Below are 13,804 nucleotides of genomic sequence, written 5' to 3'. Positions count from 1 at the left end.
CGCGATGAACGCGAACGAAAGGCCCGAGCCCATGCTTGTCGGGCAAATCCAATCCCAGCCGGATGCGCAGGCAACGGCGGACAAGGCTGCGAGTGCCGCGAAAAGCGTGGCTCCTCAGAAAATGACGGTGAACGTCAAACATGTCGGCGCTGGTGGAGGGGGCGGGCCGATGATGCGCAAGATGCCGCCGATGCCGGTGAATTCACCGAGCAAGCGCGTGGGCATGCCGCTTCCCTTTCTGATCGTCTGGATCGCGGCGCTGATGGTTGCGGCGTTTGCGATCTGGGCCACTGCGTTCGAACTCTCAGAGGTATCAACCGGCACGGGCAAGGTGATTCCTTCTTCGCGGGAGCAGGTCATCCAGTCGCTGGAAGGAGGCATTCTGGTGGAGCTCAAGGTCAAGGAAGGCGACATCGTCGAGGCGGGCGAGGTGCTGGCCCAGCTCGACCGGACCAAGAGCGAGGCCACGGTGCAGGAAAGCGCGGTGCGCATGCGCGCGGCGCAGGCGACCTCGGCGCGTCTGTATGCCGAAGTGAACGGCACGCCGCTGAAGTTTCCGGACGACGTGCGCGCGGACGCCGATCTGGTGCGCACGGAAACGGCGCTCTATGACTCGCGGCGTGAAGGGCTTTCCGGAACGATTTCGGGTCTGCAGGAAGCGCTGATGCTGGTGCGCAAGGAGCTGTCGCTGACCGAACCGCTGGTGGTGCGCGGCGCCGCAAGCGACGTCGAAGTGCTGCGCTTGAAGCGTCAGGCCAACGATCTGACCACCCGCATCGCTGATGCACGCAGTCAGTATCTCGTGAAGGCGCGCGAGGATCTGGCCAAGGCGAATGCGGAAATCGAATCGCTGCGGCAGGTGACCCGTGGCCGAGCCGATGCGCTGACGCGGTTGACCTTCACTTCGCCGGTGCGTGGCGTGGTCAAGGACATCGCGATCACCACGGTCGGCGGCGTGGTTCCGCCCAACGGCAAGCTGATGGAGATCGTGCCGCTCGACGAGAAGTTGCTGGTGGAAGCCCGCATCTCTCCACGCGACATTGCCTTCATCCACCCTGGCCAGACGGCCACGGTCAAGATCACGGCGTACGACTATTCGATCTACGGAGGTCTGCCCGCCAAGGTGGTGACGATCTCGCCCGACACGATTCAGGATGATGTGAAGCGCGATCAGTACTACTACCGCGTGTTCATACGCACGGAGGCGGATCATCTGAAGCGCGAGGACAAGGTGTTTCCGATCAGCCCGGGGATGATCGCGTCGGTGGAAATTCTTACCGGCAGCAAGACGGTCATGCAGTATCTGATCAAGCCTTTCAACAAGGGCCGAGAGGCTCTGCGAGAAAGGTGACTCGGACGCGTCAGGATGGATGAATCCAGAAGTTGGAAAGTGCTTGAAGGCTCCATGTCTTCAGGCACTTTTTGTTTTGATTGGGTGCTCGTGACCACTGGATGTTTCGTGTGCTCCTGTACCCCTCCGACGCTTCCCGATGCCACCCGATGCCTTGGGCACTCGTGGTCATCTGTGGGCCGCCGTCCTGGGCGATACTTTGAAGTCTTTGGGTTCTCCTCCGGGTCTTTCATGTCTTCTGTTTCTTCTTCTTCTTCTTCTTCTTCGTTTGTCCTGCCCGTCGATCTTTCCAAGGCCTATCGACTGCTCAACCATGGTCCGACGGTGCTGGTGTCCGCACGGCATGCCGGTGAATCGAATGTGATGGCGGCGGCCTGGGCATGTGCTTTGGATTACTCGCCTCCCAAGCTCACGGTGGTGATCGACAAGGCGACGCGCACGCGGGCGCTGGTGGAGCAAAGCGGGGAGTTCGTGATTCAGGTGCCTACGCGTGCGCAGGCGCGGCTGGTGCACCATGTGGGAACGCACAGTGCCCTGAACGAGGCGGACAAGCTGGAGCGCGCCGGTGTCGAGTGGCTTGAGCTGCCGGAGTGCGATCTGCCGTTGGTCGACGGGTGCTCGGCGTGGATGGCCTGCAGGCTCGTCAGCGAGCCGCACAATCAGGCGGCCTACGACCTGTTCATTGGAGAGATCGTAGGCGCATGGGCCGATTCACGGGTGTTTCGCGATGGGCACTGGCTGTTCGAGAGCGCGCCCGATGCGTTGCGCAGCCTGCACTACATTGCCGGCGGACACTTCTACGCGATCGGTGATGCGGTCGATGTTGATGTTGATGTTGATGTTGATGTTGAGCAGTCCCAGGACTGACCAACGGTTCGCTCAAGCGGTGCGCCGCATGGCGTGTGTCGCTGGCGTCTGGCGCTCCGTGTCCAGCACCTGCTGCGCGTTGAGGCTGCGGATCGGGATGGAGCGATCCTGCGGAATGCCACCCGCGAGCTGCAGCGCGAGGTAGCGGCCGCAGCACACGCGCAGGAACGAGGTGAAGTTTTCCACGCTGCCGTGGGCCTCCTGCAGTTCGTCATGCAGGCGCGCGCAAAGCTGGGGCACGCTCATGCCGTCGCGCGTGGCGATTTCTTCGAGCACTTTCCAGAACAGGTTTTCCAGACGGATGCTGGTCACCACGCCGTGCAGCCGCACCGAGCGCGCGCGGCTGGCGTAGAGGTTCGGGTCCGCGCTGATGAATACCTCGCACATGGCATGTCTCCTTCGTACTCTTGAGGGTGAAAGGGCCACCGCATTGTGCATTCATTCCTCCATCGCGCAAATGACGGCATCCGCGAACGGCAGTGCGACTGGTTTCGCGAACGGCGTCAATGGCGCATGGAGCACGGCACCTCGCTTCGCGAACGGAGCGGGTGCGGCTCAGGCGAGGTCCGCCGGGCGCTTCTCAATGCTGAATGCGAGTGCCCAGCAGGCTGAGAAACTGGGCGATCCAGTCGGGGTGAGCGGGCCATGCGGGAGACGAGACCAGGTTACCGTCGGTGTGGGCCTTGTCAATGGCGATGTCGGCATAGGTGCCGCCGGCCAGTTCCACTTCGACGCGGCAGGCGGGGTAGGCCGAGCAGGTGCGGCCCTTGAGCACGCCCGCGCCCGCGAGCAGCTGCGCGCCGTGGCAGACGGCCGCCACCGGCTTGTTGGCGTCGAAGAAATGGCGCACGGCCGCGACCACGGCCGGGTAGGTGCGCAGATACTCGGGGCCGCGTCCGCCGGGGATGACGAGCGCGTCGTAGTCCTCTGCCTTCACTGCGCTGAAGGTGGCGTTGAGCGTGAAGTTGTGACCGGGCTTTTCGCTGTAGGTCTGCGCGCCCTCGAAGTCGTGGATCGCCGTCTTGATGCTGTCGCCCGCCGCCTTGTCGGGGCACACGGCGTGCACGGTGTGGCCCACGGCCAGCAGCGCCTGAAAGGGCACCATGGTCTCGTAGTCCTCGCAGTAGTCGCCGCAGATCATCAGAATCTTCTTGCCTGCCATGTCTGTCTCCTGTGTGGTGTGCAATGGGGAATCGGTTTCCGGCATTGTCGACAGGCTTGGGCGTGCGCGGGTGTTATCCGCTTACTACATGCGGGGTGCGGTGAGGAGATTCAGCGCGCCTGGTCCAGCGCGGTCTGCACGGAGTCCACGAGCGACTCGAGTTCGTCGATGCCAAAGGGCTTGACCAGTGCGCGCACGTTGGCGCCTCCCAGATCGCGGATCTGCTCGTCGAGCTGGTAGCCGCTGCACAGCACGATCCAGCGCGCGATGTCGGCGTCCAGCAGGCGGGCGCTCAGTTCCAGCCCCGAGAGGCCGGGCAGCGTGACGTCGGTGATCACCAGATCGAAGGGCCGTGGCGCGTCCAGTTCCAGCGCCTCCTCGGCAGTCGTGCAGGGGCATACCTCACGGCCATCGTCCTGCAGCAGCAGGGTGATGGATTCTCTGAGCTGGTCGTTGTCTTCGACGTATAGAACGCGCACGCAGGTCCTTCTGTGTTGAGAGCGGAAAAGAAGAAATGGCCGAATCGAGTGGAAGCGGCCTGAAATCCTAGCCCGTTGCCGACAGCCGACCATTCCGCGCGGCCAAAGCCCTACATGGCAAAGGGAGACGGTGCGCAACGCACGGCGTCAGGCGGCCTTGCGCATGGTGATGTTGAACCGATGTTCCCATCGGCACGACGCATCTTGCGCCACCGGCTTCACGCCATGAAAACGCAGGCGGTCCACGCCGCCCCAGAGCAGAACGTCGCCATGCGACAGAACCATTGTGCGGTACGGATCCGCGCGCCGGTTTCCGCCCCACAGAAACACGGCAGACAAGCCCAGCGACACGGAGACGATGGGCACTCCGAAGTCGCGCTCGTCGCGGTCCTGATGCAGCGACAGTCGCGCGCCAGGCGCATAGCGGTTGATGAGGCAGGCGTCAGGGGCGCTGCTGTCTGCAAAGCCGGCGGCCCGCTTGGCGCGCTCCGCCAGATCGAGCCAGCGTTCGGGCGTCGCTGGCCAGGGCAGGTCGGTCAGCGGGTCTGCGCTCGCGTATCGATAGCCGTGCAGATCGCTCACCCAGCCGAGATCGCCGCAGCTGCTGGTCGCCACCGACATGGATTTGCCACCCGGCGTGACCATGTGCCGGAACGGCGCGCGCGTGGTGATGGCGGTGATGTCCGCGAGCAGCGCATCGGCCTGGTCGAGCGCGAAGCCTCTGAGCAGCACGGCCTCTTCGCCAAGTCTCAAGGGCTCGGATGCGGCGGAGTCGTCAGCGAAGAGATCGGCGGTCATGACGGCGTGGGTGGATGGATTCAGCGTAAACCCTAGTGTAGTTGCGCGACTGTACGCTGGCTTGGCGGCTTCGTACCATGCATGCACGGAACAACCCCAATCAAGGAGATGGACATGGGTGTGGCAATCGTGGGTTGGGCGCATCTGCCCTTTGGCAAGCTGGACGGCCTGTCGCTTCAGCAACTGATTACGGAATCGGCTTCGCAGGCCATGGCGCATGCGGGCATTGACGGCCAGGCGGTGGACGGCATCTGGCTTGGCAATCTCAACGGCGGCTTCGCGCCCGACATCTTCGCGTCCTCGCTGGCGCTGCAGGCCGACCCCGCTCTGCGCTGGAAGCCCGCCACGCGGCTGGAGAACGCCTGCGCCTCGGGTTCGGCCGCGGTGTATGCGGCGTGCGACGCCATCGAGGCCGGCCGCGCGCGCGTCGCGCTGGTGGTCGGCGCCGAGAAGATGACGGCGGTGAGCGGCGCGGAAGTCACGCGCATTCTGGGCGATTGCGGCTACTCGGGCGAGGTGCAGGCGGGCGATGGTGGCTTCCCCGGCATCTTCGGCGGGATTGCGCAGGAGTACTTTGCGCGCCATGGCGACCACAGCGCGGCGCTTGCGCGCATCGCCGCCAAGAACCACGCTAACGGCGCGCTCAATCCATGGGCGCACATGCGGCGAGATCTGGGCTTCGAGTTCTGCAACACGGTCTCCGACAAGAACCCGATGATCGCCGCGCCGCTGCGCAAGACCGACTGTTCGCTGGTCTCGGATGGCGCAGCCGCGCTGATTCTCGCGAGCGACGACGCGCTCGCCGACTTCCCGCGCGCAGTGCGATTTCGCTCGCGCGCTCAGGTCAACGACTACCTGCCGATGAAAGGTCGCGATGTGGTGCAGTTCGAAGGCCCGCGCCGCGCATGGCAGCAGTCGCTTCAGCATGCGGGCGTAGGCGTGAATGATCTCTCGTTCGCCGAGGTGCACGACTGCTTCACCATCGCCGAACTGCTCACCTACGAGGCCATGGGACTGGCGGCCACAGGAGAGGGGCACCGGGTGCTCGAGGACGGCACCGTGATGCGCGATGGCCGCCTGCCGGTCAACGCGTCCGGCGGCCTCAAGGCCAAGGGCCACCCCATCGGCGCGACCGGCGTCTCCATGCATGTGCTGTCCGCCATGCAGCTCATGGGCGAGGCGGGCGACATCCAGGTGCGCGATCCCCGGCTTGGGGCGGTGTTCAACATGGGCGGCTCGGCGGTGGCCAATTACGTGAGCGTTCTGGAGCGCGCGCGATGAACATTTCCCAGCTGCTTCATCGCACGGCACTCGCGCATGGAGAGCGCTCCGCCGTGTTCTTGGGCGCGCAGCCGGTCTGCGACTACCACACGCTCGCGGGTCGCGTGGCGCGTCTGGCCGCTCATCTGCGCGCGCGCTGCGGCGTGCAGCCAGGTGACCGCGTGGCCATCTTCTCGGCCAACTGCACGCAGTATCTGGAGGCGCTGCACGCCATCCACTGGGCCGGTGCGATCTCGGTGCCGGTGAACTACAAACTGCACAGCAAGGAGCTGGCCTACGTGCTCGAAAACTCCGGCGCGCGTGCGGTCTGCGTGTCGCCCGAACTGCGCGATTCGGCCTTGGACGCGGGTGCATCGCCAAATGCTCTGCTGGTCTTCGGCGACACGGACTGGCAGGCGGCGGTGAGCGATGCCAGTCCGCTCGTGATGGAGGACAGGCGCCCTGACGACGTGGCCTCGCTGTTCTACACCTCGGGCACCACGGGCAGGCCCAAGGGAGTGATGCAGACGCACCGCAACCTGCTTGCAACGACCATGGCCTACTTCACGGACGTGGATGACGTGCAGGCGCATGACGCGATGGTCTACGCCGCGCCCATGTCGCACGGCGCGGGCCTCTACAACTATGCGCACATGCTGCGCGGCGCGAGGCATGTGGTGCCCGTGTCGGGCGGCTTCGATCCGGCCGAACTGGTGGAACTGGCGGCCAGCGTCGGCCATCTGAGCCTGTTCGCCGCGCCCACGATGGTGCATCGCCTCGTCGAGCACGTCCGTCGTGTCGAGGCCGATGTGGAGGCCTTCAAGACCATCGTTTATGGCGGTGGACCGATGTATGTCGAAGACCTGCGCGACGCGCTCGACACCATGGGTCAGAAGTTCGTGCAGATTTACGGTCAGGGCGAATGCCCGATGACGATCACCGCACTCGCCCGCGAGCAGATCGCGGAGACCGGGCACCCCCGCTGGGCCGAGCGCATCGCGTCAGTCGGCAAGGCGCATGCATGCGTCGAGGTGCGCGTGGTCGATGCGAATGACTGCGAGGTGCCGGTCGGCGAGCTCGGAGAAGTGGCCGTGCGGGGCGATGCGGTGATGGCGGGCTACTGGGCCAACGAGTCCTCCACGCAATCCACGCTGCGTGGCGGCTGGCTGCACACGGGCGATGTCGCGAGCATGGACGCCGACGGCTTTCTCACGCTGCGCGACCGCTCCAAGGACGTCATCATCTCGGGCGGCTCCAACATCTATCCACGCGAAGTGGAAGAGGTGCTGCTCATGCATCCACAGATCAGCGAGGTGGCGGTGGTCGGTCAGCGCGATGCGGACTGGGGCGAGGTCGTCATCGCCTTCCTCGTCGCGGCCGACGGTGCTCGCCCCGAGGATGCCGAACTCGACGCGCTGTGCCTCGACCACATCGCGCGCTTCAAGCGGCCCAAGGCCTACCGCTTTGTGCCGGCGCTGCCGAAGAACAGCTACGGCAAGGTGCTCAAGACCGAGTTGCGCGACTGGCTTGCCAAGGCCGATTGAGCGATGATTGTGCGATCCATGCCGCACGCCATCGCGCGCAGGTAAACGGCTTCATGCAGGGAAAATTGAATTGGCGTAGATTGCTTGATCAATCATTCAAAACAGCTTTCTCTGCACGGAGTTTTCCATGTCCAACGCACCCGTCAAACTCAAGATCGACTTCGTCTCCGACGTCTCCTGCCCGTGGTGTGCCATCGGGCTGAACGCGCTGGAGATGGCGGCTGAGCGCGTGAAGGGCGATGTGCAGATCGACCTGCATTTCCAGCCGTTCGAGCTCAACGCCGACATGGTGCCCGAGGGTGAGGATGTCATCGAGCATCTGCAGCGCAAGTACGGCGCGCCCGCCGAGCAGATGCGCAAGAACCAGCAGGCGATCACCGAGCGAGGCGCGGGCGTCGGCTTCACGTTCAACATGGATCGGCGCGGCCGCATCTACAACACCTTCGACGCGCATCGCCTGCTGCATTGGCTCGAAGAAGACAGCCAGGCCGAGCAGCAACGCGCGCTCAAGCATGCGCTTTTCAAGGCCTATTTCACGGACGGAGACAACCCCAGCGACCATGCCGTGCTGCTGCGCCTCGTGCGCGAGCTGGGTCTCGATGAGGCGCGTGCGAAAGCGATTCTGGAGTCAGACGAATACGCGAGCGAGGTGCGTGAACGCGAGGCGTTCTATCACCAGCACGGCATCAACTCGGTGCCCGCGGTGATCGTCAACGACCGCCATCTGATTCAGGGCGGGCAGCCGGTGGAGGTGTTTGAGGAAGCGTTGAGAAAGCTGGCCGCGCAGGCCTGAAATCGCCAACGTGCTTTTGGAGCGCGCTTGCGATTTCCACACGCGCTTGCTACTTCTTCACCGGAATCACCGTCCCGTGCGCCACCGGCACCGCAGAGACCGAGTTCTGCGGTGAGCCGTCGATGAGCTTGTCGGAGTAGGTGAGGTAGACCAGCGCGTTGCGCTTGGCGTCCACCATGCGCACGACGCGCAGGCGCTTGAACAGAATCGACATGCGTTCGCTGAAGACTTCGTCCTGCGGCTTGAGCGGCTGCGGGAACGAGATGGCGCCCACCTGATGACAGGAAAGTGATGCCTCAGCGCGGTCTTCGGCGAGGCCGAGCGTGCCCTTGACGCCGCCGATGCGGGCGCGCGAGACGTAGCAGGTGACGCCATTCACTTCTGGGTCGTCGTAGGCCTCGACGATGATGTCGTGGTCGCGGCCGATGAGCTTGAAGGCGGTGTCGACCGTGCCGATTTTTTCACCGTCCGCCGCGAAGGCGGAGAGCGACAGACAGGCCAGTGCGAGAGCTGGTGCGAAGGTGTTCCGGATCAGGTGGCGCATGGCTTGTCGTGTGCGGTCGGTGAGAGTGGGGGCGGCGTCTGCGTCAGGCCTTGGCTTCGGCGCAGCGCTTGTTCAGGTGGGCGAGGGCTTCTTCCACCTGGTCGACGAGCACGAGGCTCAGGTCACCGGGTTGCAGGCGCTCCAGCGCGTGATCGATGGCGATGAACTCGCCGTGGATCTCGGTGCTGTACGTGGTGCGCGGTGCGCCCTCGAGGCCCTGCTTGAGCAGGCCGAGCACTTCACCGTCTTCACGGCCGCGCTGGCAGGCGTCCTGGTAGAGGATCACGTCGTCGAAGTACTGGCCGAGGATGCGGGTCTGCTCGACGATGTCCTGATCGCGGCGGTCACCCGCGCCCGAGATCACCACGCTGCGGCGTTTGGCCGGCATGGCCTGGACGGCCTGCGCGAGCGCGCGGATGGCGTCGGGGTTGTGGCCGTAGTCGGCGATCACGGTGGCGCCCTTGTAGTCCATCACGTTGAAGCGCGCAGGGGCGTTGTCGCTGTCGTTCAGGAAGCCTGCGAGGCCGCGGCGGATGGTCTGCCACGGCAGGCCGGAGGCCCAGGCGGCGCCGATGGAGGCCATGACGTTTTCGACCTGGAAGGTGATCAGGCCGCTGCGCGTGATCGGGATGTCGCGCAGCGGAATGCTCTCGCGCCACGAGCCTTCGGCCGCGACGATGTTGTCGCCATCGACGTAGACCACGCGGTTGCCTTGGGCGCGGTGCGTGGCCATCACGGGGTGGTGGCGGTCGGCCGCGAAGAAGATCACCTTGCCGGGGCAGACCGAGGCCATGGCCGCGACCAGCGGGTCGGCGGCGTTGAGCACGGCGTAGCCCGAGGGGGCGACGTTCTGCACGATGACGCGCTTGAGCACCGCGACGTCTTCGGCGGTGGTGATGAAGTTCAGACCCAGATGGTCGCCTTCGCCGACGTTGGTGACCACGGCCACCTGGCAGCGGTCGAATCCGAGGCCTTCGCGCAGGATGCCGCCGCGCGCGCATTCGAGCACGGCCGCGTCGGTCTCGGGATGGGCGAGCGCGTTGCGGGCGCTGCGCGGGCCGGAGCAGTCACCGCTGTCGATCTGGCGACCGTTGACGTAGACGCCGTCGGTGTTGGTCATGGCGGTGCGCCAGCCGTGCGAGGTGAACAGGTGGGCGATCACGCGGGTGGTGGTGGTCTTGCCGTTGGTGCCGGTGACGGCGACGACCGGAATGCGGCCGTCCTGACCGGGCGCGAACAGCTCGTCGACCATGGGCACTCCGACGTTGCGCGGCTTGCCGAACGAGGGCGCGAGGTGCATGCGCAGGCCGGGAGCGGCGTTGACTTCGACGATGCCGCCGTTCTGTTCTTCGAGCGGCTTGAGCATGGTCTCGCAGACCACGTCCACGCCGCAGATGTGCAGGCCGATGGTTTGCGCGGCCTCGATGGCGCGGGCAGCGACCTCGGGATGCACGTCGTCGGTCACGTCGGTGGCGCTGCCGCCGGTGGACAGGTTGGCATTGTTGCGCAGCACGACGCGCTGGCCCGGTGCGGGCACGGATTCGGGCGTGAGGCCCTCGGAGGCGATGCGCGCGATGGCGATGTCGTCGAGGCGGATCTTGGTGAGCGCCGTGCCGTGGCCGGTGCCGCGACGCGGATCGCGGTTGACGATCTCGACGAGCTCGCGGATGTTGTGTTCGCCGTCGCCAAGCACCTGGGGCGGCTCGCGGCGCGCTGCGGCGACCAGCTGACCACCGACGACCAGCAGGCGGAAGTCATGGCCGGGCAGAAAGCGCTCGACCATCACGTCGTCGCCGAATTCCTCGGCCACCTTGTAGGCGGCTTCGAGGCCTTCGCGCGTGGTGATGTTGACGACCACGCCCTTGCCCTGATTGCCGTCCTGCGGCTTCACGACGACGGGCAGGCCGACTTCCTGAGCGACGACCCAGGCGTCGTCCACGTCCTTGACGGGACGGCCGAGCGGCACGGGCACGCCGGCCGCGTGCAGCAGGCGCTTGGTGAGGTCCTTGTCCTGCGCGATGGACTCGGCCACGGCGCTGGTCATGTCGAGTTCGGCGGCCTGGATGCGGCGGGCCTTGGAGCCCCAACCCAGTTGCACGAGCGAGCCGGACGTCAGGCGGCGGAACGGAATGCCGCGCGCGACGGCGGCGTCCACGATGGAGCCGGTCGAGGGGCCAATGCGCTCGTCCTCGTCGGTCTCGCGCAGATCGGCGATCGCCTTGTCGGCGTCGAACGCGGTGTTGTCCATCGCGGCGCGCAGCAGCGCTTCGGCGTATTCCATGGCCTTGCGGCCGACGGCTTCCTCGGTGTATTCGACGACGACCTGGAAGGTGCCGGGCTCGACCGTGGAGTGCGTGCGGCTGAAGGTGACGGGGCAGCCCGCCTGTGCCTGCAGGGACAGCGCCGCGACTTCGAGCACATGGGCGAGCGACAGGCGCTGGTCCGCACCGTGGGGTTGCAGCGTGCCGATCTTGGGAAAGCGTGCGCGCAGGCGGTCTTCAAAACCGGCGATGTCGGAGTACACGCACTCATGGGTGTCGCAGTGCACGACGGCTTCGATGGCCGTGCTGCGGGTCCAGAGATTCGGGCCACGCAGGGCTCGGACGCGGGTGACTTGCATGTTCTTCTTTCTTTTTCGCGTTGCCGCTTCGTGTGCGGCAACGCAGAGAAATCATCTGGGGGTGAGATCGATCTCAGATCTCGTTGTACTCGAAGGTCTTGATGCCCGCGCCGATGAGATCGGGCGCGATGTCCATCGACCACGCCGTGGCGATGGCGGCCAGCAGGGCAGGCGTGTCGGGCTTGCGGCCACCGGGCAGCGACAGCGCATCGAGCGTGCCGAGCACACGTTCCTGCGTGCCGGTGGCGAGCACCACCTGATCGCCGCGCACGAACACCGCACGGCCTTCGGCGTTGTCGGCGCGGTGCTGGGCGATGTGGGCGTTGTCGGCCTGCAGGGAGTACAGCAGCACCTCGCCGTCGCACAGGCGGGCCAGATCGGCCACCTGTTCGATGTCGGCGTTGAGCACGCCAGCGCCTTCGTCGAGGACCACGTCGATCTGGGTGCGCAACACGCGGGTCATCTGGCCCTGCTCGTGCACGTCGTGGTCCTTGAGCGTCTCGAAGCCGTCCATGTCGGTGACCACGCCCACGAGGCAGCGGTCATAGGCCAGCCCCTCGGCGAGGATCGAGCGCGCGGTGGTCTCGATCACGGCGGCCTGGGCGAGGCGGTTGGTGAGCAGTCGGTGCGCGCCGGCCCAGTTGGCGGTGTTGGTCTTCTGGGTCTGGCGATTGTTCAGGAACATGCCTTGCTCGCTGGCCACGCCGGTGAGCTTGCCCGAGAGCTGCAGCAGCCAGCCGACGAGGCGCGCGATGAACGCGTTCTCGCGCGTTCCGGCGATGCCGACCACGGGAATGCGGCCCGCGCCCGTGCCGTCTTCAGTCGTCGGGAACAGGTGCTCGACGATGGCCTGACCCACGGGGCGCGGCGCGCCGCTGGTGGGCTTGAGGTGCATGAGCAGGCCGGGGCCGGCGTTCACTTCGAGGATCGCGCCCTGGCCCTTCATGGGCTTGGAGACGTCCTGCAGGATCATGTCCATGCCGGCGATGTCCAGACCCACGATCTTGGCCGCGAGCGTGGCGTAGTAGGCCACGTCGGGGTGCACCTCGTCGGTGCAGTCGATGGCCATGTTGCCGTTGCGTTGCAGCAGGACGGACTCGCCCTGCGCGGGCACCGACGCGGGCGTCATGTTCTGGCGCTTGAGTTCGAGCTTGACGGCGGGCGCTTCCAGATTGATCCAGTCGAGCGGATATTCCTGCTCGGGGCCACGACGCGGGTCCTGATTGACCACGGCGACCAGTTCGGCCAGCGTGGACTTGCCATTGCCGGCCACGCTCACGGTTTCGCCACGGCAGGCCGCGACGACCTTGCCGCCGACCACGAGCAGGCGGTGCTCGGTGCCGTTGATGAATTTCTCGACGATCACGTCGGAGCCTTCAGGCTGGGCCAGCGCGAAGGCGGTCTTGATGTCGTCTTCGGCGCTCAGGTCCAGCGTCACGCCGCGCGCGTGGTTGCCGTCGGATGGCTTGACGGTGACCGGAAATCCGATGTCCTGCGCGACTTCCCAGGCTTCTTCGGGCGAGTTCACGATCTGACCTTCAGGGACAGGCACGCCACAGGCGGCCAGCAGGCGCTTGGTGAAGTCCTTGTCCTGGGCGATGCCCTCGGCGATGGCGCTGGTCTGGTCGCTCTCGGCGGTCCAGATGCGGCGCTGAGCGGCGCCGTAGCCGAGCTGCACGAGGTTGCCGTCGTTCAGGCGGATGTGGGGGATGCGGCGCTCGCCCGCGGCATCGACGATGCTGCCGGTGCTCGGGCCAAGGTAGCGGTCGTTGATCGCGGTCTTGATGGCCTGGATCGCGGGCTTGATGTCGTAGGGCTGGTCATTGATCGCCGCCATGATCAGCTTGTGGCCCCAATCGAGCGCCGTACGGGCGACCGACTCTTCGGGGCAGCGGAACACCATGCGGTAGACGCCGCGCTGGGAGATCTCGCGCGTCTGGCCGAACTCCGCAGGCATGCCGGCGAGGTTCAGCAGTTCGATGACGATGTGCTCCAGCACATGGCCCATCCAGGTGCCTTCCTTCAGGCGCAGCAGAAAGCCACCGCGCTCGCCCACGCCGCAGGTGTGCTCGATCAGATCGGGCAGCCAGGCGGTGAGTCGTTCATTGAAACCGGGGATCTTGTTGGACGGGTAGTCCTCCAGCTCTCCCAGATCGAGCCAGACCTCCAGAACGGGTCGGTAGGTCCAGACGCTGGGGCCGCGCAGATAGGTCGTGCGCAGGAGTTGGATATCTTTGAATGTCGCCATGGATTGCAACTAGTGAATTCTTGAAACGCCAGAATGGAAACCGGATTGTCGATCACCAAGAGGCTGCAACAGCGTGCATTGTGCGCGTTAATTGCGACTTGAGTGTCGGGATGTCAGCCGAAGGGGCGGGCGGCGCGT

General features: G+C 65.6%; 12 protein-coding genes. 5 read left to right on the top strand and 7 right to left on the bottom strand.

Features of this window, described 5'->3' with window-relative positions; genetic code table 11:
* The first annotated feature begins 4 nt into the window (after positions 1 to 4).
* Positions 5 to 1,351 (top strand): HlyD family type I secretion periplasmic adaptor subunit, encoded by a 1,347-nt coding sequence (locus ISG32_RS06715; protein WP_407645031.1) that lies wholly within the window; start codon positions 5 to 7, stop codon positions 1,349 to 1,351.
* A gap of 231 nt (positions 1,352 to 1,582) precedes the next feature.
* Positions 1,583 to 2,218: a flavin reductase family protein gene (locus tag ISG32_RS06710; RefSeq protein WP_194770220.1), complete on the top strand. Its 636-nt coding sequence runs from the start codon at positions 1,583 to 1,585 to the stop codon at positions 2,216 to 2,218.
* 12 nt (positions 2,219 to 2,230) lie between these two features.
* On the opposite strand, the gene ISG32_RS06705 is transcribed toward ISG32_RS06710, so the two are convergent.
* From ISG32_RS06705 to alkB, 4 genes are all read right to left on the bottom strand, one after another.
* Positions 2,231 to 2,605: a ribbon-helix-helix domain-containing protein gene (locus ISG32_RS06705; protein WP_194770219.1), complete on the bottom strand. Its 375-nt coding sequence runs from the start codon at positions 2,603 to 2,605 to the stop codon at positions 2,231 to 2,233.
* A 193-nt stretch (positions 2,606 to 2,798) separates the two neighbouring features.
* Entirely contained in the window at positions 2,799 to 3,380 is a 582-nt protein-coding gene (locus ISG32_RS06700) for a DJ-1/PfpI family protein (RefSeq protein ID WP_194770218.1), read from the bottom strand.
* A 110-nt stretch (positions 3,381 to 3,490) separates the two neighbouring features.
* Positions 3,491 to 3,859, bottom strand: coding sequence for a response regulator (locus ISG32_RS06695; protein ID WP_194770217.1), 369 nt, complete (start codon positions 3,857 to 3,859; stop codon positions 3,491 to 3,493).
* 147 nt (positions 3,860 to 4,006) lie between these two features.
* Complete coding sequence (alkB, locus tag ISG32_RS06690; protein WP_194770216.1) at positions 4,007 to 4,657, bottom strand: DNA oxidative demethylase AlkB; 651 nt, start codon at positions 4,655 to 4,657, stop codon at positions 4,007 to 4,009.
* A gap of 114 nt (positions 4,658 to 4,771) precedes the next feature.
* Here alkB and ISG32_RS06685 point away from each other — a divergent pair, with 114 nt between their 5' ends.
* The 3 genes from ISG32_RS06685 to ISG32_RS06675 all read left to right on the top strand — a co-directional run bounded on the left by ISG32_RS06685 (position 4,772) and on the right by ISG32_RS06675 (position 8,254).
* Complete coding sequence (locus tag ISG32_RS06685; RefSeq protein WP_194770215.1) at positions 4,772 to 5,938, top strand: acetyl-CoA acetyltransferase; 1,167 nt, start codon at positions 4,772 to 4,774, stop codon at positions 5,936 to 5,938.
* On the top strand, positions 5,935 to 7,461 hold the full coding sequence (locus tag ISG32_RS06680) for an AMP-binding protein (protein ID WP_194770214.1): 1,527 nt from the start codon (positions 5,935 to 5,937) through the stop codon (positions 7,459 to 7,461). The genes ISG32_RS06685 and ISG32_RS06680 overlap by 4 nt, the downstream gene beginning before the upstream one ends.
* Positions 7,462 to 7,588: 127 nt before the next feature.
* Entirely contained in the window at positions 7,589 to 8,254 is a 666-nt protein-coding gene (locus tag ISG32_RS06675) for a DsbA family oxidoreductase (RefSeq protein WP_194770213.1), read from the top strand.
* Positions 8,255 to 8,303: 49 nt separating this feature from the next.
* Here ISG32_RS06675 and ISG32_RS06670 read toward each other — a convergent pair whose 3' ends face one another.
* The 3 genes from ISG32_RS06670 to ISG32_RS06660 all read right to left on the bottom strand — a co-directional run bounded on the left by ISG32_RS06670 (position 8,304) and on the right by ISG32_RS06660 (position 13,666).
* Positions 8,304 to 8,798 (bottom strand): CreA family protein, encoded by a 495-nt coding sequence (locus ISG32_RS06670; protein WP_194770212.1) that lies wholly within the window; start codon positions 8,796 to 8,798, stop codon positions 8,304 to 8,306.
* Between the two features lie 43 nt (positions 8,799 to 8,841).
* The gene (cphA, locus tag ISG32_RS06665; RefSeq protein ID WP_194770211.1) at positions 8,842 to 11,418 is read right to left on the bottom strand and encodes a cyanophycin synthetase; all 2,577 of its coding nucleotides are present in this window, start codon (positions 11,416 to 11,418) and stop codon (positions 8,842 to 8,844) included.
* Between the two features lie 73 nt (positions 11,419 to 11,491).
* Positions 11,492 to 13,666 (bottom strand): cyanophycin synthetase, encoded by a 2,175-nt coding sequence (locus ISG32_RS06660; RefSeq protein ID WP_194770210.1) that lies wholly within the window; start codon positions 13,664 to 13,666, stop codon positions 11,492 to 11,494.
* Between the last annotated feature and the right edge of the window lie 138 nt (positions 13,667 to 13,804).

This window comes from Diaphorobacter caeni, from assembly GCF_015354245.1.
Lineage (GTDB): Bacteria > Pseudomonadota > Gammaproteobacteria > Burkholderiales > Burkholderiaceae_C > Diaphorobacter_A > Diaphorobacter_A caeni.
Note: the sequence above shows the minus strand (reverse complement) of the source record. Positions and strands in the feature narration are given on the sequence as shown.